Origin of the sequence: Providencia alcalifaciens (assembly GCF_915403165.1) — a bacterium.
GTDB lineage: Bacteria > Pseudomonadota > Gammaproteobacteria > Enterobacterales > Enterobacteriaceae > Providencia > Providencia alcalifaciens_C.
Genome location: NZ_OU659204.1, coordinates 3,449,714 through 3,470,357, shown reverse-complemented (window position 1 = coordinate 3,470,357; position 20,644 = coordinate 3,449,714). Strand labels below are relative to the sequence as shown.

General features: G+C 41.8%; 20 protein-coding genes. 13 read left to right on the top strand and 7 right to left on the bottom strand.

Features of this window, described 5'->3' with window-relative positions:
* Positions 1–7 precede the first annotated feature (7 nt).
* The 4 genes from LDO73_RS15810 to LDO73_RS15795 all read right to left on the bottom strand — a co-directional run bounded on the left by LDO73_RS15810 (position 8) and on the right by LDO73_RS15795 (position 4,682).
* A complete protein-coding gene (locus tag LDO73_RS15810) occupies positions 8–997 on the bottom strand; it encodes an ABC transporter permease (RefSeq protein ID WP_224059295.1) in 990 nt (329 codons plus the stop codon).
* Positions 990–2,495 carry a sugar ABC transporter ATP-binding protein gene (locus LDO73_RS15805; protein WP_224059294.1) on the bottom strand — a complete coding sequence of 502 codons (1,506 nt, stop codon included), beginning with the start codon at positions 2,493–2,495 and terminating at the stop codon, positions 990–992. The genes LDO73_RS15810 and LDO73_RS15805 overlap by 8 nt, the downstream gene beginning before the upstream one ends.
* A gap of 142 nt (positions 2,496–2,637) precedes the next feature.
* The gene (locus LDO73_RS15800; RefSeq protein ID WP_224061201.1) at positions 2,638–3,630 is read right to left on the bottom strand and encodes a substrate-binding domain-containing protein; all 993 of its coding nucleotides are present in this window, start codon (positions 3,628–3,630) and stop codon (positions 2,638–2,640) included.
* A gap of 239 nt (positions 3,631–3,869) precedes the next feature.
* Complete coding sequence (locus LDO73_RS15795) at positions 3,870–4,682, bottom strand: DeoR/GlpR family DNA-binding transcription regulator (RefSeq protein WP_165906944.1); 813 nt, start codon at positions 4,680–4,682, stop codon at positions 3,870–3,872.
* Positions 4,683–5,201: 519 nt separating this feature from the next.
* On the opposite strand from LDO73_RS15795, the gene araD reads away from it, so the two are divergent.
* Positions 5,202–5,900 (top strand): L-ribulose-5-phosphate 4-epimerase, encoded by a 699-nt coding sequence (araD, locus tag LDO73_RS15790; RefSeq protein ID WP_224059293.1) that lies wholly within the window; start codon positions 5,202–5,204, stop codon positions 5,898–5,900.
* Positions 5,901–6,172: 272 nt separating this feature from the next.
* The gene (locus tag LDO73_RS15785; protein ID WP_224059292.1) at positions 6,173–7,525 is read left to right on the top strand and encodes a polysaccharide deacetylase family protein; all 1,353 of its coding nucleotides are present in this window, start codon (positions 6,173–6,175) and stop codon (positions 7,523–7,525) included.
* Between the two features lie 42 nt (positions 7,526–7,567).
* Here the strand turns inward: LDO73_RS15785 and LDO73_RS15780 are convergent, their stop codons facing one another.
* Entirely contained in the window at positions 7,568–8,437 is an 870-nt protein-coding gene (locus LDO73_RS15780) for a LysR substrate-binding domain-containing protein (RefSeq protein ID WP_224059290.1), read from the bottom strand.
* Positions 8,438–8,570: 133 nt separating this feature from the next.
* Between LDO73_RS15780 and LDO73_RS15775 the strand changes: the two genes are divergently transcribed.
* Positions 8,571–9,701, top strand: coding sequence for an agmatine deiminase family protein (locus LDO73_RS15775; RefSeq protein WP_224059288.1), 1,131 nt, complete (start codon positions 8,571–8,573; stop codon positions 9,699–9,701).
* Positions 9,702–9,785: 84 nt separating this feature from the next.
* Here the strand turns inward: LDO73_RS15775 and LDO73_RS15770 are convergent, their stop codons facing one another.
* Positions 9,786–11,432 (bottom strand): fumarate hydratase, encoded by a 1,647-nt coding sequence (locus LDO73_RS15770; RefSeq protein WP_224059286.1) that lies wholly within the window; start codon positions 11,430–11,432, stop codon positions 9,786–9,788.
* Between the two features lie 813 nt (positions 11,433–12,245).
* Here LDO73_RS15770 and potA point away from each other — a divergent pair.
* From potA to potD, 4 genes are all read left to right on the top strand, one after another.
* A complete protein-coding gene (potA, locus tag LDO73_RS15765; RefSeq protein ID WP_006658491.1) occupies positions 12,246–13,355 on the top strand; it encodes a spermidine/putrescine ABC transporter ATP-binding protein PotA in 1,110 nt (369 codons plus the stop codon).
* Positions 13,342–14,205: a spermidine/putrescine ABC transporter permease PotB gene (gene potB, locus LDO73_RS15760; protein WP_224059283.1), complete on the top strand. Its 864-nt coding sequence runs from the start codon at positions 13,342–13,344 to the stop codon at positions 14,203–14,205. Before potA ends, potB begins: the two co-directional genes overlap by 14 nt.
* Entirely contained in the window at positions 14,202–15,005 is an 804-nt protein-coding gene (gene potC / locus LDO73_RS15755; protein ID WP_036949236.1) for a spermidine/putrescine ABC transporter permease PotC, read from the top strand. The genes potB and potC overlap by 4 nt, the downstream gene beginning before the upstream one ends.
* Before the next feature lie 119 nt (positions 15,006–15,124).
* Positions 15,125–16,174 (top strand): spermidine/putrescine ABC transporter substrate-binding protein PotD, encoded by a 1,050-nt coding sequence (gene potD / locus LDO73_RS15750; protein WP_224059281.1) that lies wholly within the window; start codon positions 15,125–15,127, stop codon positions 16,172–16,174.
* 73 nt (positions 16,175–16,247) lie between these two features.
* Here the strand turns inward: potD and LDO73_RS15745 are convergent, their stop codons facing one another.
* Positions 16,248–16,805, bottom strand: a complete 558-nt coding sequence (locus LDO73_RS15745) for an NADPH-dependent FMN reductase (RefSeq protein ID WP_224059279.1) — start codon at positions 16,803–16,805, stop codon at positions 16,248–16,250.
* Positions 16,806–17,120: 315 nt separating this feature from the next.
* Between LDO73_RS15745 and LDO73_RS15740 the strand changes: the two genes are divergently transcribed.
* The 6 genes from LDO73_RS15740 (at position 17,121) to LDO73_RS15715 (ending at position 20,582) form a co-directional block, all read left to right on the top strand.
* Complete coding sequence (locus tag LDO73_RS15740; protein WP_224059277.1) at positions 17,121–17,693, top strand: TetR/AcrR family transcriptional regulator; 573 nt, start codon at positions 17,121–17,123, stop codon at positions 17,691–17,693.
* Between the two features lie 42 nt (positions 17,694–17,735).
* Positions 17,736–18,578: a transcriptional regulator gene (locus LDO73_RS15735; protein WP_224059276.1), complete on the top strand. Its 843-nt coding sequence runs from the start codon at positions 17,736–17,738 to the stop codon at positions 18,576–18,578.
* Complete coding sequence (locus LDO73_RS15730) at positions 18,575–19,075, top strand: FidL-like protein (protein ID WP_224059275.1); 501 nt, start codon at positions 18,575–18,577, stop codon at positions 19,073–19,075. The genes LDO73_RS15735 and LDO73_RS15730 overlap by 4 nt, the downstream gene beginning before the upstream one ends.
* Positions 19,076–19,708: 633 nt before the next feature.
* The gene (locus tag LDO73_RS15725; RefSeq protein WP_004249182.1) at positions 19,709–19,987 is read left to right on the top strand and encodes a BMC domain-containing protein; all 279 of its coding nucleotides are present in this window, start codon (positions 19,709–19,711) and stop codon (positions 19,985–19,987) included.
* A gap of 16 nt (positions 19,988–20,003) precedes the next feature.
* A complete protein-coding gene (locus LDO73_RS15720) occupies positions 20,004–20,288 on the top strand; it encodes a BMC domain-containing protein (RefSeq protein WP_006658500.1) in 285 nt (94 codons plus the stop codon).
* Between the two features lie 15 nt (positions 20,289–20,303).
* Entirely contained in the window at positions 20,304–20,582 is a 279-nt protein-coding gene (locus LDO73_RS15715) for a BMC domain-containing protein (protein ID WP_006658501.1), read from the top strand.
* Positions 20,583–20,644: the final 62 nt, after the last annotated feature.

Here is a 20,644-nt window from a genome sequence, read left to right as displayed (position 1 = left end):
ATTCCTGTTAAACAAAGCCTACGTCCGTTTCTTTACGCTTTTTGTAGTGAGTAATACAAATGGCGATAAGAATGACCATACCAATGACGATATTGACGAAGTAGTTAGACACCCCGATCAAGTTCAGACCGTTTTTCAAGATACCGATGAGGAAAACCCCCATAAGCGTACCGATAACGCTACCGCGACCGCCGGATAAACTCGCGCCACCTAATACTGCTGCCGCCAAGACATCCAATTCGCCACCAACCAATGCACTTGGCACCACTTCACTCATACGGTAGGTTTGCAGCATGCCGCCAATCGCCGCCATAGCACCGAGATAACCGTAAGCAAACAGGTAAATCACCCAGACGCGAATACCAATACGTGAAGCCGATTCTTGGCTGCCGCCCACTGCATACAGTTGGCGACCAATATGGGTTTTGTTCATTAAGATCCACGTTAAAAACGCGATCCCCAACATCACGATCAATGGCAAACCAATTTGATAATATTCACCATCCACTTCAAAAGGCAGGATAGTGACAGGATCCACCCACCAGTCCGGTAAGTCATAGATACTGTGCCCGTTGGTTAGCCACATCAGCATGCCGAATAGCAAAGATTGCATACTAATGGTGATAATGATCGACACCACATTGAGGGAGTAAATCAAAATCGCGTTGATCAACCCAAAGGTGATCCCGATGACAATCGCAAGAGCGATACTGAGGGTCGGGCTTTCGAGTAATCCTTGCAGTAAGAAGGTGGCAATCACATATTGGACAACTGAGGCAACGGCAGCGAAAGAGATATCAATACCGCCAGTGACTAGCACCACGAATAATCCCAGTGCAAAAATACCGGTGACCGCATAGCTTTCGCTTAAGTCGAGCAAGTTTTGAATAGTGAGAAACTGTGGGCTCATTAAGGTGAAAAATATCACCATCACGAGGATCACCCAAATAAGCCAGCCTTCAACAGACTGCGGACGAAGTTTTTGCCAATTAGCCATTGATGATTTCCTCCAATTGTTGCTCAGTCATGGAATCCGTCACAATTTCTTTGACGATAGATCCTTGCTTCATATGTAAAATGCGATCGCAGTTGTAGAAAGCTTCAGAGGCCTCATCGGTGATCAATAAAATGGCGATCCCAACACCAGAAAGGCGATGGATCAGCTTGTAAATACTGTCTTTAGCACCGATATCGACCCCCACGGTAGGGGCATCAAGGATCAGCACTTTAGGGCGCGTCAGGATCCATTTGGCGAGCACCACTTTCTGCTGATTTCCTCCCGATAAGGTGGAGAGAGCATTGTTTGGGTCGGTCACTTTAATATCCAAATCTGCGATCCACTCTTGGACGATTTGCTGGCATTTTTGCTCATCAATCAGATGCAGAGGGGTTTTCAGTCGATCTAAAATCGAAATCACCATATTGTCAGTGATAGACTGCTGCAAAATCGCCCCCAGTGTCAGGCGGTCTTCAGACACGTAACCAATACCATGTTTGATAGCTTGGGCATTGTTTTTGAAGATAATCGGCTTGTCTTCGACGATCATTTCGCCGCTGTCAGGACGGGTGATCCCAAACAGAGATAGGGCAAGCTCGGTACGACCAGAACCTAATAATCCGCAAAGCCCCAGCACTTCGCCGCGCTTTAACGACAGGGAAATATTTTGGTATTGCCCTTTACGGCTGAGGTTTTTCAGCTCTAAAACCGTATGCGTTTCTTCAGCATTGTTCGGTAGCTTACGTTCATGAACAATGTCGAGCCCCGTCATCAGCTCAGTGATTTTTCGTGTGGTAAGATCCGCAGCTGGCCACGTCCCCATTTTTTGACCATCACGAATAACGGTAATGCGGTCAGAAATCTCTTTGACTTCTTCTAATCGATGGCTGACAAAAACAACGGTGATGCCTTTATTTTTTAAGTAATTCACGGTAGAAAGTAGCTGATTAACTTCGGTGCGAGTTAATGAGGCCGTTGGTTCATCCATGATCACTAAGCGCGCATCTGCTACCAGTGCACGGCAAATAGCAACTTGCTGGCGCTGGGCGATTGGCAGAAATTGCACTGGGGTATCAGGGTCAATGGTGAACTCAAGTTCTTTGAGAATTTGTAACGCTTTTTCCCTCACTTTTCCTTTCTGAAACCAACCAAAGTAACCGTTTAAATTCAGTTCAAAGGCGATGTTTTCCGCCACAGTTAAGTTGGGAAATAAGGATAAGTCTTGGTAGATAACTTGAACGCCAAGCTCTCGCGCTTTGTCTGGCGTCAGGCGAGAGTATCGTTTGCCATCTATTTCAATTTCGCTACCTTCATCGGGAGCATAAACGCCGCTAATGGTTTTAATTAACGTACTTTTTCCGCAGCCATTGGTGCCCGCTAAACAGTGAACTTCACCTTTGTTTAGCGTCAAGTCGATATTGCGTAATGCACGATGACCACCAAAGCTTTTGGAAAGATCCCGTAACGTAATCAGTGGGGAGTTTTTTTCGGCTGTCATAGTGGAGTCCTGGTGTTGACTGTGTCGTCAGATTCAGAGTGACAACAGACACCGCTATCAGACCTAAATAGGGTGCTGCTGTCACTTAAACTATGTGAAACAAAATAATACTGTTGTCGTATTTTTATTATGTAGTGCGAAATTACAGACCGACTTCAACCAGCTTTTTGGTGTTTTCAATATTCAGATTAACTGGGTTGTCGCTGAGGATGGTGTTGCCACTCACTTTAATCTCACCCATATCACCGATGCTGACGCCAGTTTTGATCTCTTCGCCATTCATCATTGCCGTCGCGACTTGTACGAAAACTTGACCAGCCACTTTCGGGTTAGAGATATAGCCGCCGTCAATCGCGCCTTTTTCTAACAATTTGATGCCTTGGCCCGGTGTAAATGTACCGAAGACACAGGTTTCTGCATTTTTACGACGTTTGTCGATAGCTCGACCCGCACCGATAGGCCCTTGGGAACCAAATGACATGATACCTTTGAGATCTTTATGTTTAGATAGCAAGTCGTTTGTGGTACGCATAGAATCATCAACGGATTCCGCGACACCAAAGCGGTCATCGACCATTTGCATTTTTGGATAGTGCGCTTTTTGGTAAGCGATAGCCGCATCAGCCCATTCGTTGACGAGTGGTACAGTCAGGCTGCCCACGAACATGGCGTATTTACCTTCTTCACCCATACATGCAGCCATATCTTTCATATGGTTAGCGCCCATGCTTTGGGTATCCAGTAATTCGAAATCCCAATCCGCATTTTTTTGATCTGGGGATTCGTGAGTAATCACTTTGATACCTGCTTCTTGAGCGCGTTTTAAAACTGGCTCAAGGACTTTTGCATCGTTAGGAACAACGCCGATAACATCGACTTTCTTCGCGATTAAATCTTCAATTGCACGAACTTGCTCCGCAGGGTCAGCAGTAGTTGGACCCACTTGGAATGCATTCACGCCGAGTTTTTTACCTTCTTCGGTGATCCCTTGCTCCATGACGTTAAACCAAGGAATTCCCCCCACTTTCACCACGACACCCATGGTAAATGGCTTTTGTGCTTTCTGTGATTCAGCCATCGCCATGTTGGAAAACAGTGCGGCACCCATTAAGCAAGGTAAAACTAATTTTTTCATATTCATCGTTATATTCCTCAGGGATGATGTGCAGATATAGCCATGCTCATCAACATAGGGTTAATGTTTTGTTTAATCGGATAGATATAATTAATTTCTATTAATCGTTAATTTAATTAATAGGTTTCTTTGCTGCCTGGTGTAATTCGATTATTTAAAATAAAAACAAATTGCTTAATTTACTCACTTAGTTACGCTGGGACTATCATCGATATAAATACTATTTATTACACTGAATACTATTTATCACACTCAATAATGTTTAATTTTGGAAATACTTGCTTGAAATTTTTATCATTAAGTTTATTGGTAATTAACACGTTAATATCATTTAAGGTACAAACCTGGCTAAAAGCGTATTGATCTAATTTATTGTTATCCGCTAATAACACACAATTCTCGGAAACCTGAATCATAATATTTTTTAATTTGGCATTAACTTCACTGCCATCTCGAACGCCAGTTTCAATATTGAATCCTTGGCATGATAAAAATAACGTTTTAATTTGAAAGCTACGGATAATACTTTCAGAAATGGGACCATGAAAATCATCATGGCGTTCTGAATATTCTCCACCAATACCAATGACGCGAACACGATCTCGACATGCTAATGCTTGAATGATTTTGACGGAGTTGGTGACCACCGTAATATCGATATCGGGTATTTGTCTTGCTAGAAACCAGCATGTGCTGCTGTTATCCATCATGATGCAGTCACCTGGCTGAATAAACTTCAACGCTGCTTTGGCGATTTTCATTTTCGCATCTGGGTTCTCTTCCGTTCTTTTACGAAAGGATTCTGCACCATCGACCATTTGACTGAGTTTGACCGAAGAGGGCATCACATTCAGTACCGGGCTTTCATCCTGCTCAGTGGCAACCGCACCGCCAAAACTACGAATTAAACGTTTTTCACGTTCTAATACCGTTAAATCTCGGCGAATAGTTTCTTGAGAAACGTGACAAAGCTGGGCTAAATCGCGCACTAACGCTGAACCATGTTGAGAAACATGGGAGCAAATTAATCGGTGGCGTTCAGCTTGTAGCATCTCAAAACTCCTATTCAGCCCATGGCATCTATTCTTTCCGCGATAAACATTCTTTCCACGATAAATAGTCTGCCAGTGCTGAATTTTTTTTGTCGTGATTCGACTCATGTAATAACGGATAGAAACAAACAAAGCTATTTATAGAGTTGTTCGTCACGTTTGTATGAAACAAATATTTTATCTTTCATTTTTATCGTTAATTAGATCACTAAATATGGCGGTATACAGTCAGAAACCAGATGAGGTATTAATCAACTTTCACATATTCGGGCATTTTTTCTAGGCGTATTTTTGTTTGAATTAGTCCGGTTATGACCGAGTTTGACTGACTTGTGTTGTTTTGTTAATGGTTTGTAAAGTGTCGGGCTTTTTTATTCAGCTAAATCTGTTTACCTTAATAATCAGAACAACGTCTATTCATCGACAGCAAATAGAGAATAAAAGAGAACCTTGTCGTTGATATGACTCGCTATTTTCATATCGTATTCACGCCATCTTTTTACACCTAGGGAGGTAATCATGCTGGAGACATTAAAACAGCAAGTATTTGAGGCGAATCTTGAGTTACCTAAACATAAGCTAGTGACGTTTACGTGGGGTAATGTGAGTGGGGTTGACCGAGACGCCGGTTTGATGGTGATTAAACCTTCAGGGGTGGATTATGAAACCATGAAAGCGGATGACATGGTGGTCGTTTCATTAACTACCGGTGAAGTCATCGAAGGAAAATATAAGCCTTCTTCAGACACCGACACTCACTTAGCGCTATATCAAGCCTTTCCTGAGATTGGGGGTATTGTTCATACTCATTCGCGCCATGCAACCATTTGGGCACAAGCTGGCTTACCGCTAAGCGCATTAGGGACCACACATGCCGATTATTTTTATGGTGAAATACCTTGTACCCGTAAAATGACAGAAAGCGAGATTGCGGGTGAATATGAGAGAGAAACTGGGCATGTGATTATTGAAACATTTAAACAGCTCGGAATTTCTGCAAAGGATATTCCTGCGGTATTAGTCCATAGCCACGGTCCTTTCGCTTGGGGCAAAGATGCTCACAATGCGGTACACAATGCAGTGGTGTTGGAAGAGATTGCTTATATGAATTTATTTACGCGTCAATTGACACCTCAAATTGATGATATGCAGAAAGTATTACTGGATAAGCATTATTTACGTAAACATGGAAAAAATGCGTATTACGGACAAAAGTAGAGTTTATTTCTTTTTAAATACGTTATTTTAAGACTATTTATTTTATTGTTAATAATTTGATAAATTGATTTTTCATTTAATTGAAAGGTTTTAACTCGCTCAGTGTTCATTGAATGCCATATACAGTTACCTTATACAAATTATCTATAACAACAGCCACGGAAATATTATCGTGGCTTTGCCATGCAAAAATATTTTTATCAGGGTATAGGGTTAAATTGTAAGTCGGTTTAAACTGGCGCGGTGTATTGGTGATACTGAGTGGAAAGGACATGTCTAATCGAGTACTTTTTCTATTTTTGACCTTTTTCGTTAATCTTTTTTCTGTTTCACATGCTGCGGATATAAAAAGTAATAATTTAATTATCAGCGGTTCAAAAGCTATCAATCTTGACAATTGGGAGCTGGTGGATGTGCCTCCTAAATTGATTCAGACAAAAGCGCCAGAAAACATCTTTGCTATTGTAGGCGGTCAAATGCGTATTGTTGGAGAGATTAATCCAGACAATGGCTTTTACGCCTATAGTCCAAATGGTGACTATAATGCCCTACAGTTTGGTAATGATTTCGCTTATGTTAAAAGCACTCAGATATCCAAAAAGAAGCCTCGATATGTCCCTGAAGATGACCGTTTAAACGATCTTAAAAACCCGGTTTATGATTATTTGATTACGAGCCAAAAAACGCCGGTATTCAGTGCAACTGATGAAGATTCTCGGCAAATCGCCTCCTTATGGGAAAATTTACGCTATCCAGTATTGGCTCGGATGATCAAAACTGATGAAGATGGGGACAAAACCTCATGGCTAACCATTCGTCTCGGGGATCGTCTGGGTTATGTTCGTTTAGATGATGTGGCGATTGATAAAGGCATCCCTATTTTTACTTATCACCATATTCTCGAAGACAGTGAAAATAAAAACTTTCGTCATACTTCGACGACAACCTCGGTTGATGCTTTTCGTGAGCAAATGAATTACCTCAAAGAGATGGGGTATCAAACATTATCACTCGAAGATGTGGAAGGTTATTTAAATAAGAATACGAATTTACCAGGGCGTGCCGTGGTACTCACGTTTGATGACGGGCTTAAATCCGTTTATCGCTATGCATTGCCTATTTTAAGAGATAACCAGCAACAGGCGACGCTATTTGTCATCTCTTCGCGCATCAAAACTCAGCCACAAAAATGGGATCCAGATTCTCTGCAATTTATGAGTAAGCAGGAAATTAAAGAGAGCCAAGATGTTTTCAATATTCAATCCCATACGCACTTTTTACATCGCTTAGATAACCGAAATAACCCAATTATCTTTAGCCGTAAAGAGCATACAATTATGCTGGATTTTAAACGTTCAATGAAAGTTTTGGCAAAATTCGAAAGAGACCAGCGTTATTTGGCCTACCCATTCGGTGCCTATAACCAAACGGCGATTAATGCGGCAAAAGAAGCGGGCTTACATATTGCGGTGTCCACCATCCAAGGTAAGGTAAAGCTCGGTGATAATCCTTATGCACTAAAACGCCTGTACGCTTACAGCACTGACCCGATTAGCAAATTTGCGTTGATGGTAGGCAATAGCGAGCAGGATGTGGTGAATAAGAACGTTGTCGTTGATAAATAAATTGAAAAGACCTTGGGCGCAGTATGCAAAAGGCCCAAGGTTTTATTCGCTTTGCGCTGAACATGTTGCCATTTCGGCTGTTAACCATTGGCGGAAATATTGTGTTAACGGGTTGTGTTCAGCGTCTTTATGAATTAACCATGCCCATTTAGCGCCTGTTACGCGCTGCTCTGTGAGTGGAATTAATTGCCCTGAATTTAGAGCGTGTGCAGCGAGTAATTGGCTGACTAATCCGATCCCCAATCCTTGGCTAACTGCATCTAATAACAGGCTAGGGTCTGAAAAATTAACCCCTCTTTGTGATTGTCCAACCGGTTCACCACCGCCAATAATCCAGTTATTCCAATCCATCTCTCGCTCGCCGTGTAGTGTTAAAGGCGATTTAGCACCAAGTAGGCTAGGGTGGCAAGCTGGGTAGAGACTATCTTGATATAACACTTCAAAAGTACATTCATTTTGTATGGCTAGGTCATCACGGATCGTGATATCAATGGTTTCCATTTCCATATTTGGTACGTCATAGGTAGTGAATAACCAAATATCAATGTCAGGGTATCGTTGTTGAAACTGTCCTAGTCGAGGTAATAGCCAGTGACGAGCAAATGCAGGCGTTGTGTTCACAATAAGTTGGTTAGATTTTCGATACTGATCGAGCCGGCGAACGCCAATCGCTAATTGTTTCAATGTATCCTGAACGCTATTGTAAAAATCCTGTCCGGCATCCGTGAGCGTGACACTGCGTCCTTGTCGAATAAATAGTGGCTGCCCGAGCTGGCTTTCTAAACTACGAATTTGCTGACTAATTGCAGATTGTGTGACATGCAATTGCGCTGCAGCTTGATGGAAACTTCCCAATCGGGCGGCCGCTTCAAACCCGCGTAATGCATTTAATGGTGGCCAATATTTTAGCATGCTTGATAAGCTCATCTAATCAGTTGTGCGCTAATTATATCGTTAGTTTTATGGCTATCAAGGGAATTAAGATAGGTGTATTGAAAATCACTGAATAGTATTACTTATCATAATGAGAATTAAGGAACCCAGTATGCCGACTCGTCGTCAGTTTATCCGACAAACCTCAGTCATTAGTGCCATAGGCGTTGCAGTCTCTTTTGGCATATCACCGGTTGCAATAGGAAATACGCGGAGTGAAAAACAGGGAATGATGCCAGATGAAGGGGAATTACAGCAGTGTGCTTTCATTGCCTTCGGTGCCCAAAAAGCCATTTGGGGAAAATTCACTACAGATGTGCAAATAACATTAGGGAGCATTGCCAGAGCGATTGCTAATTACCAGCAAGTGGTGGTTTTTTGTCGAGAAAATGAGCGTCAGTTAGCTGAGGAAATGTGTGGTAGCCAAAATACGCGTTTTATCACGACAGAGCTCGATGATATATGGATGCGTGATATCGGAGCTAATTTTGTGGTTAATCCCAAAGGGGAGCTCAATGCCGTTGATTTTAATTTCAATGGTTGGGGCAATAAGCAGCAACATGATAACGATGCCCAATTGGCAAAATTTCAAGCGCAGCATTTTGGCGTGATGACCCCATTAATCAGTCGCTTAACTGGAGAGGGTGGCGGGATTGAGGTTGATGGTCATGGAACTGGGATGATGACGGAAAGTAGTTGGGTAAATGATAATCGCAACCCTAATTTAACTCGAGATAAAATAGAGGAAGAGCTAAAAAAAGCATTAGGATTACGTAAAATCATCTGGTTGCCTGGCATTAAAGGAAAAGATATAACGGATGCACATGTCGATTTCTACGCGCGTTTTGTGAAACCAGGGGTTGTTTTGATCAATCTCGATAATGATTCGGACTCCTTTGATTATGAAGTCACGCGCAAGCATATGGACATTTTAGAAAATGCGACGGATGCTGACGGACGAAAACTGAAAATTTATACGGTGTCGCCACCTAGTACTCTGCGCCAAACTCGTTTTAGCCAACATAACCCTGATTTTGCCGCGGGTTACATTAATTACTTTGTCATCAATGGTGCCGTTATTGCGCCTGAATTTGGGGACAAGCAGGCGGATCATGATGCGAAGCAGCTCCTTAAAATGCTATACCCAGACCGAGACATTATCATGCTAAATATTGATGTCATCGCAGCGGGTGGTGGTGGGATACACTGTGTAACTCATCAATTACCCGTGCATAATGACTGAAGATAAAAAGCGTTAAACAAAAAATTGCCTACTTTAATGTGAGTAAAGTAGGCAATGATGGGGAAGATTTATTGCACTAGGTGATTATTTAACACATTTATTGCAGGCTTCTTTTTGCACAATATCAAAGAAGTTATTGCCTTTGTCATCGACCAGAATAAAGGCCGGCAACCCTTCTACTTCCATTTTCCATACGGCTTCCATACCTAACTCTGGGTATTCGAGGCAATTTAAGCTTTTCACAAATTCTTGCGCCAAAATTGCTGCGGAGCCACCAATGCTACCAAGATAAAAACCGCCGTGTTTTTTACACGCATCGGTCACGGCTTGAGTTCGGTTGCCTTTTGCTAACATCAACATGCTAGCGCCGTGGGATTGGAATAGATCAACGTATGGGTCCATACGGTTTCCGGTCGTTGGGCCTAAAGAACCCGATACCATATCTTCAGGTTTTTTCGCAGGGCCTGCGTAATAGACCATATGATCTTTAAAGTACTGTGGTAGCTCTTCACCATTATCTAAGCGCTCTTTGAGCTTGGTATGGGCGATATCGCGAGCGATGATCAGTGGACCACTGAGGGATACACGGGTCGACACAGGGTGTTTACTCAACTCGGCCAAAATATCTTTCATTGGGCGGTTGAGGTCGATATGAACCACGTTCCCTTCTGTCTGATGACGCATCGATTCAGGAATATATTGCGCTGGATTATGTTCCATTTTCTCCAACCACAATCCGTCCTTGGTGATTTTTGCTTTGATATTGCGGTCAGCAGAGCAAGAAATGGCTAAACCGATCGGGCAAGAAGCACCATGGCGAGGCAAGCGAATAACACGCACATCGTGGGCAAAGTATTTGCCGCCAAATTGCGCACCAAAGCCGAGATGGCGTGATGCTTCTAATAACTCATTTTCTAGCTCAATATCACGGAACGCACGGCCATACTCATTACCTGTCGTTGGCAGGTTGTCATAGTATTTTGCTGAAGCCAGTTTGGCTGTTTTCAGCGTGGTTTCTGCAGAAGTACCGCCGATAACGAATGCGATATGATAAGGTGGGCAAGCGGTTGTCCCTAAGTTTCTCATTTTCTCAATTAAGAAGTTTTTCAACTTAGCCGGGGTCAGCGTTGCTTTAGTTTCTTGATAAAGGGCAGATTTATTTGCAGAGCCGCCGCCTTTGTTAACAAACAAGAAATGGTATTCATCACCTGTGGTGGCAAAAATGTCAAATTGCGCTGGTAAGTTCGTACCTGTATTGACTTCGTTGAACATATCCAGCGGGGCATTTTGCGAAAAACGCAGGTTTTCGTGTTGGAAAACGTTATAAATGCCTCGAGAGAGGTATTCTTCGTCATCACTGCCAGTCCAAACTTGTTGGCCTTTTTTCCCGACTACGGCAACAGTTCCCGTATCCTGACAGTTTGGCAGAATACCTTTCGCAGAAATCTCGGCGTTACGCAGTAATTGTAGGGCGACATACTTGTCATTCTCGCTCGCTTCAGGATCTTGCAAGATAGCCGCCACTTGTTTTTGGTGGGCAGGTCTTAAAAAGAACTGGGATTCATAAATTGCATGTTCAGCAAGAAAAGTTAAAGCCTCTGGCTCAATTTTTAACATTTGCTTCCCAGCAAATTGCTCTACAGAAACATATTTATCAGAGACTTGGTAATATTCGGTTTTATCCTCAGATAACGGATAAAGTTCTTGGTAAAAAAACTCTTTATTAGCCATTTTGCTCACTCACATATTAATTTCAGCGGAAAATATAAGAAATAAATTATTTATAGGCTTTTTATTCTAAATGCCGCTTGTTTTATCAGGCGGGATAATCGTTTATAGGGATAATAGTCTGAATGCAATTAGAATAATTACCCATTATATTCAAAGGGATGTAAAAGAAAATATGACTTTGGTTAAACTTTGCCAAGAAACTAATATTCAAATTCAAAGTATGAAGCTAATCACATAAATTAATTATGGGTGTTGGGTTTAACTATTTGTTATTCATGTTATCGCGGAGCAGTTAATTTAGATTTTATGCATTCAATTTTTCCATAAATATCCTAATTGGTTAGCAGATTAATTAATCATTTATGGTTGGTTCGCATTCTGGAGATAATGAAAAATACAGAGTGAAAATAAAATAAAAATGAATTTTTATTTTTACTTTAACAAGTTATCTTAATCGATAGCTTGGTTTGATTTTTATTTAACATATTGAATTTAATTATCTTTTAATGTTTCTTTTATTTTTTGTTCTATCATGAAAAATGATAGATAAGCACAATGCTATGAAAAATATGGCTATGTCACTTATTTTTATCATAAATCGCTTTTATTTGTTTTAAATTCATAGTGAAAGGCAAACAAAGTGTTGAAAATGGCTTTCAATTTTCATTAACAGTGTTTATTATGCTGGCCTTATTGTTTTATTAAAAATGGCGCTACTGGTTTTGGGCTTTGCTGGGGTTCTCCTGGGGGCTTAACAGTCTTTAACGGTGGCGGTTCTATCTGCATTATTCCTAGGGATAGAGTGTATTATAAATGACTGAGACAACTTCTCTCACACCACTCGTCGAATTAAAATCTTTAAATAAAGGTTTTGATGGCAAACAAATTATTTCTGAGCTTGACCTCACTATCCGAAATGGGGAGTTCCTCACCATTTTAGGGCCTTCTGGTTGTGGTAAAACGACGGTTTTACGTCTGATTGCTGGATTAGAAGATGTGGATGATGGTCAAATTATTCTTGATGGTCAGGACATTACAGATATTCCTGCGGAACAACGTTTCGTGAATACTGTTTTCCAAAGCTATGCATTATTCCCACACATGACCGTATTTGAAAATGTGGCATTTGGTTTGCGCATGCAAAAAACACCAAAAGCGGACATTCAAAAACGGGTGGAGCAAGCCTTGCATATGGTGCAATTGGCGGATTTTGCAGAGCGTATGCCGAACCAACTTTCGGGTGGTCAACAACAACGCGTGGCAATTGCGCGTGCAGTTGTCAATCGTCCCAAAGTTCTGCTATTGGATGAGTCTTTATCTGCGCTGGATTATAAGCTGCGTAAACAGATGCAAAATGAGCTGAAAGCCTTACAGCGCAAGCTAGGGATTACGTTTATTTTTGTGACTCATGACCAAGAAGAAGCGCTGGCCATGTCTGACCGGATCATTGTGATGCGTGAAGGCAAAATTGAGCAAGATGGTACGCCGCGTGAAATTTACGAAGAGCCAAAAAATCTGTTTGTTGCCCAATTTATCGGTGAAATCAATATTTTTGATGCAAAAGTACTGCATCGTATTGATGAACAACGTATTCGTGCCAACGTCGAAGGCCATGAATGCGATATTTTTACCGATTTATCGGTGACAGAAGGCCAGCATTTAAACGTCTTATTGCGCCCTGAAGATTTACGCGTTGAAGAAGTCAATGACGCCGATAATCACCCTGGGTTGATAGGTTACGTGCGAGAACGTAACTATAAAGGCATGACGTTAGACTCAGTGGTTGAGATGGAAGATGGCAAAATTATTATGGTCAGCGAATTTTTCAATGAAGATGACCCTGATGTCGACCACTCCCTTAACCAAAAAGTTGCTGTGACTTGGGTTGAAAGCTGGGAGGTAGTTCTGGATGATCATTCGTAAGCATAAAATTTTGCAGAATGTGATTATCACGGGCGTCGTCGCTTGGCTGCTACTCTTCGTCTTTCTGCCAAACATAATGATCATTGGCACCAGTTTCTTCACGCGCAGTGATACGAATCTGGTGGATCTGGTATTTACTTGGGACAACTACATCCGTCTGTCAGACCCGATGTATGCCCAAGTGATGCTGCATTCGTTGAATATGGCGTTAATCGCCACCTTCTTCTGTCTTGTGATCGGTTACCCCTTTGCGTTTATTTTGGCGAGGCTGCCTAAACGCATCCAACCGCTCATGCTATTTCTGCTGATTGTGCCATTTTGGACCAACTCATTGATCCGTATTTATGGCTTAAAAGTGTTTTTAAGTACCAAAGGGTATTTGAATGACTTTTTGCTGTGGATTGGCATTATCGATAAGCCGATTAAATTGATGTACACCCCTGAAGCGGTGGTATTGGGCTTAATCTATATCTTGTTGCCATTTATGGTGATGCCGCTCTATTCCAGTATTGAAAAGCTGGATAAATCCTACTTGGAAGCGGCGCGGGATTTGGGAGCTAATAAATGCCAAACTTTTGTGAAGATTATTATTCCATTGACCATGCCGGGTATTATTGCGGGTTGCTTATTAGTGTTGCTGCCAGCAATGGGGCTGTTCTACGTGGCGGATTTAATGGGCGGGGCGAAAAACCTGCTGATTGGTAACGTCATTAAGAGCCAGTTCTTGAATATTCGCGATTGGCCGTTTGGGGCGGCAACCAGTATTTTCCTCACGGTGATGATGGGGCTGCTGCTGTATGTGTACTACCGAGCTGCGAAGCTTTTGAATAAAAAGGCGTATGAAGAATGATAGGACGTATTTTGCGTGGTGGCTTTATGACCACCATCTACGCGTATCTTTATATTCCAATCATTATCTTAATTGTGAATTCATTCAATGAATCGCGTTTTGGTATTCAGTGGCAAGGTTTTTCGACCAAATGGTATGAGTTACTGAGCAATAATGACAGCCTGCTTGAAGCCGCAGGGCATTCATTGACTATGGCGGTACTTTCAGCGACGTTTGCGACAATTATCGGCACGTTAACCGCAGTTGCTCTCTTTCGTTATCGTTTTAGAGGCAAGCCATTTGTCGGTGGAATGCTGTTTGTGGTGATGATGTCCCCCGATATTGTCATGGCGATTTCATTGCTGGTACTGTTTATGATCCTTGGCGTTTCATTAGGTTTCTGGTCGCTGTTATTTTCACATATCACCTTCTGCCTACCTTTTGTGGTGGTGACGGTATACGCGAGATTGAAAGATTTTGATGTGAAAATGTTGGAAGCGGCGCGGGATCTCGGGGCGGGGGAATTTACCATTTTACGGAAAATCATTCTGCCATTAGCGCTGCCTGCAATTGTCGCAGGGTGGCTGCTGAGCTTTACCTTATCAATGGATGATGTGGTGGTTTCTTCCTTTGTGACGGGACCAAGCTATGAAATCTTACCATTGAAAATCTACTCAATGGTTAAAGTGGGGGTCTCCCCTGAAGTGAATGCGCTGGCAACGGTCTTGTTGCTGATGTCGCTGGTTTTGGTTTGTTTAAGCCAGTGGGTTATGCGCGATAAACACGGTAAAAACGCCGTTGCGAAGTCATCAAAACGTTAAGTTGTACTTGGTGGGTGTCATTTTGGCACCCAATCTTTCCATGCCATCTGGCGAGAGGGTAGGCTTTAACTGAGCCTATGAAGATAGATAAAAAGCACTTTGTTGAGGGAAAATCAGTGATGAAAAAATGGTCCTATCTGCTAGCCGCAGGTTTAATGGCTGCAAGCATTGGCACGGCAACTGCCGCTGACGATAACAAAAACGTACTGTATTTCTATAACTGGACAGAATATGTTCCCCCCGGTTTATTAGAGCAATTTACTAAAGAGACTGGGATCAAGGTGATTTACTCCACCTATGAATCCAATGAAAGCATGTACACTAAATTGAAAACCTATAAAGAAGGGGCTTACGATTTAGTGGTGCCATCGACTTATTTTATCGACAAAATGAGCAAAGAAGGCATGCTGCAAAAGATTGATAAGACAAAGCTGCCTAACTTTAAAAATCTCGATCCAAACCTTATCCATAAAGAATTCGACCCAAATAACGATTATTCAGTGCCCTATATTTGGGGCGCAACAGGGATCGGAATCAATGGTGATGCGGTTGATCCTAAGTCCGTCACTTCATGGGCAGACTTTTGGAAACCGGAATACAAAAACAGCTTACTGATGATGGATGATGCCCGCGAAGTGTTCCAAGTGGCGCTGACAAAGCTTGGCTATTCTGGCAATACCACGGATCCAAAGCAGATTGAAGAAGCCTATAACGAACTGCAAAAATTGCGCCCAAATATTCTGGCATTTAACTCAGACAACCCTGCCACCCCATATATTGAAGGTGAAGTGGATGTCGGTATGCTGTGGAACGGCTCGGCATTTGTGGCAAGACAAGCGGGCTTACCGATTGAGGTTGTATGGCCAAAAGAGGGTGGTATTTTCTGGATGGACAGCTTAGCTATTCCTGCGAATGCGAAGAACGCAGAAGGGGCGCACAAGCTTATCGATTTCTTATTACGCCCTGAAATTGCCGCGCAAGTGGCAGAGTCTATCGGTTATCCGACGCCAAACTTAGAAGCGAAAAAATTACTGCCTACGGAAATCGCCAATGACCCATCTCTGTACCCATCGGAAGAGGTATTGAAAAAAGGGGAATGGCAAAGCGATGTGGGGAATACCAATATTCTGTATGAAGAGTATTTCCAAAAGCTGAAAGCAGGTCGTTAATATCGGTTCTGTTTGACGGTTATTATATAAGGCATCACGTTGGTGATGCCTTTTTTATATGTAAAATCAGTGATTAACGCGCGCGATTATGGATAACAAATTTGGCAAAGTTATCTGCCCAAGGCTGCAAGAAATCCTTACTTTTTGGGGAAATAGTGTCTTGCTCATCCACCATGCCGTCATACCATTTTAAATAACACTCAGGTTGATTCATCGTCGGCATATTGAGAAATGCAAGGCTATTGCGTAAATGTTGTTGGGCAATTGCGGTGCTAATATTACCAATTGAAACCCCGAATACCCCCGCAGGAATACCATCCCATGAGTTATCTCCCCAAGGACGTGAACCTTGGTCAATCGCATTCTTTAATACACCTGGCATTGAACGGTTATATTCCGGTGTTGCGAAGATAATGCCGTCTGATGCTTTGATTTGGCTCTTAAAATTAGCGACTACCGCGGGAACATTTTGGTCGGCTTCTTGGTTATAGAGAGGTAAATCGGCAATGTTGATAAATTTAAAGGTGAAATTAGATGGGAATAATTTAGTGATGGCTTTAGCGACTTTTAGATTATAAGAGTCAGCACGTAAACTACCAACAACCACCCCGATATTATATTGATTGGACATAATCAAAACCTCTTCTTATGTTATGAAAATACAACGAATTTGCATATTTTCTTTGGAATAGGAATTTCTTTAATAATTTAGCATAAAAAAATTTATTGAAAATAAATTAAGTTAAATTCAATTTTTCCAATTATAAATTGCAGAGAATTTATTGCGCTATTTGTTTATATTTTCAAATTAACTTTGTGATTTTTAGTGGCTAAAAAAGAATACTGTGACGTCAATTACACTATTCGTATTTAATTCCTCTCAATATTCTCTTCATTGATACGAGTCAAAATAGAACATACCGACTGGTCGGTATTATTCATCCCCATGAACACACTCGCGCATCCAAGAAAAAAAGATCCAATCAAACGACAAGAAGAGTTGCTAAAGGCAGCTAGGATAATCGCTGGACGAGAAGGTATTGCCGCACTTTCGCTTAATGCTGTCGCCAGAGAAGCGGGTGTGAGCAAAGGGGGATTAATGCATCATTTCCCCAGTAAACAAGAACTTATTCATGCATTGTTTATCCAACTATTAGACATTATGGATGTGCGTATTGCCGCCATTATGGAGAATGATTCCGATCCTTATGGGCGATTTTCTCGCGCCTATTTGCACTACGTTGGCGAGCTTAAAGACTCCGATGAAAGTTTTCAGCTCGCACTTTTATCATTGGCTATGCCCACAGAGCCCGTATTACGCAAATGCTGGCGTGATTGGATGTTAGGGCATCTAGCCCAAGGTGATGCATTTGATAATGGCTATTTGGGGGCTTTAGTGCGCTATGCCGCCGATGGGCTGTGGTTATCTGCGTTAACGGAAGGTCCTACATTATCGAGCCAAGAACGTAATGCCATCATTCAGCGGTTAACACAAATTTCGTTTGAAGAGATAGGTTAGTTTTCCAAGGGAAAATACGTCTAAACATACAATGAGACGATAATGAAATATAAAATCAATGCCTTCATTATTTATGATGCTGTTGATGGCACTTTATCTTTAAAAAAAGATGAGGTGGATGCTCAGCTGTCTATTACGGCTAATGCACTATTATTTTATTTGATTCAAAAAAAAGGCGTAGTTTCTCGTGATGAAGTACTGAAGGCTGTTTGGGATGATAACGGTCTGGTTTCATCAAACAGTAATTTAAACCAGTATCTCAGCCTGCTAAGGAAAACATTTCGACAATACGGTATTGAAAATATTATTGTCACCGTTGCGCGTGGGCGCTTAGAGTTTAATTCTGAGATTTTATTGGAATTACTCGATGCAGAGACACTCAATACCACCCACTTATTAAACAGCCTGAGTGAAATACAAAAAGCCGAAGTGGTTCTGGCACCTTCTTTAGAGACTAAACCTACTGAATCTCCTTCTGAAAAATTACCGCATTCATTACCAAAACAGAAACGTGAAATTTGCTGGTATCTAGCCAGTGCGGCTTTTTTATGTTGCTCCATTTTATTGGCGGCGATGAGCTATTTTTCATCTCAACCCTCCGCTCCAATGATTTTGCCAACGTTAGAACATACCAGCTGCGATGTGTTATCTAATGAAAAAATGATTAACGCTTTCGTTGCTGATAACTATGTGCAAAACTTTGATAAAGTTAGAAAAAATTTAAATTTGGCGTGTAATGATAAAGAGCGTTTTGTCTTCTTTTATGGAGATAAATTACAAAAAAATGGTTTAGGGCGCGTCTTTCTCGCCCATTGCGCCGCCAATGAATCCAATCCATTTAGTTATTGTGATAATTATTTTTATTATTCTTGGAAGCCACAATGAAAATATCGGGAAAGCTATTATGTCTCGTGAGTGCGCTGATCTTTGCGTGTGTTGTGATTTATACACAGTCAGTTGTATTGGCCAATAAAAACTCCGGTCAAATGGCGTGTTCAACCAAGGGGATTATGCGTTTTGAGAATATGAAGGATGAAAACGTAAACGGTAATATTCACTTTAATTTTGGGGCGAACGGTAACGGCTCTATCGTTGTCGAGGGATATACGACCTCCAGTGCCGGATGGCTTTATTTACAACGGTATGTCAAATTCAAATACACCAGCAAACGTATTTCGCCAACTGAACGACACTATAATATTAGCCACTGGGAAGCCAGTGCTTCCTCGATTGATGAATCCCCTAATGTGATTTTTGATTATTTTATGCGGGAAATGTCAGATAGCCATGACGGCTTATTTATCAATGCCCAAAAACTCAATGATAAAGCGCTACTCTTGAGTTCAATTAATTCCCCGTTGTTTATCTGTACGCCTAAATAAGAAAGTGGGCTTGATTGATAGCCCGTACAGATTGGGCGTTTATCCACACATTCATTCCTATTGGTTTACTGCACAACTTTAACTAGCAAGTTGATACGACTTTTACTGCATTAACAATGAGTTTACTGCATGGTGCTCAGTACTATCACGCGGTGTGTATCGTAAAACACAAGCAATTCCCTTTCTCCTGATGTTCCCATCTCCCACGGGTTTATGCTCGGGCGTGAGGCAAACCACACTTATTATTGACCAAATTACCTTCTTGCATCAGCCCAATCACATCTTGTTAACCATTCCACCAATAAACCTGCTATCCGCATTTATGGTTTTTCCTACCACCAGATAGATACGTGAATTTCCCAGTTTAACAGCATGGAAGTATGAATTGACTGCCTTTGAATTATAAATTCTGGATTTTTATTCTAATTATCTTCGGTATGTGGATTTATATTTTGTTTTATTTTTTGGGGATTATAGTGATTTTGAAGCCAAAAGCTGCGTTCAATTAATCACCACGCAGACTCAATTGGCATAAATGTTTACTCACAGTTAAGAGGCATCAACGTTTTGGAACATGGCTCTTAGGTGCTGCGGGTAGAGAAAAACGTAACGGCTTCCTTGGAGGAAACAACAATGGGTGATGCATTAGGACTTATTGAAACAAAAGGTTTGGTGGCTTGTATTGAAGCAGCTGATGCAATGTGCAAAGCCGCTAACGTCGAGCTAATCGGCTATGAAAACGTGGGTTCTGGTCTCGTGACTGCCATGGTGAAAGGTGATGTTGGCGCAGTAAAAGCGGCAGTAGATTCCGGTGTTGAATCTGCACAGCGTGTTGGTGAAGTGGTGACCTCGTTAGTCATCGCCCGTCCACATAACGATATCAACAAAATCGTGATTAAACATAAAGCATAGCGTTTTCGGGGGAAATATGGGTGATGCATTAGGTCTTATTGAAACACAAGGATTAGTTGCTTGTATCGAAGCAGCTGATGCGATGTGTAAAGCCGCTAACGTGGTGTTGATTGGCTATGAAAATGTGGGCTCTGGGTTAGTCACCGCCATGGTGAAAGGGGATGTTGGGGCGGTTAAAGCGGCGGTTGATTCTGGCGTTGAATCTGCATCTCGCATTGGCACCGTTGTGACCTCTTTGGTTATCGCTCGTCCACACAGCGACATCCAGAAAATTGTCTCTCAGTATAAAGTCGCAGAATAAATAGGAAATTTACTTATGAAAGAAGCTCTTGGCTTAATTGAAACCAAAGGTTTAGTGGCATGTATCGAAGCTGCTGATGCAATGTGCAAAGCCGCTAACGTCGAGCTAATCGGCTATGAAAATGTGGGCTCTGGACTCGTCACCGCCATGGTAAAAGGCGATGTAGGTGCAGTTAACGCAGCGGTCGAATCCGGTGTAGAAGCTGCGAAGCGTGTTGGCACAGTGGTGACTTCTCGTGTGATAGCAAGACCACACAATGATATCGGCAAAATCGCGCAGCAGCACAAAGCTTAATCATTAGAAGTATTAGATAAAACAACAAATTAGTAAGTTTAATCTTTTGACTCCGGTACGGG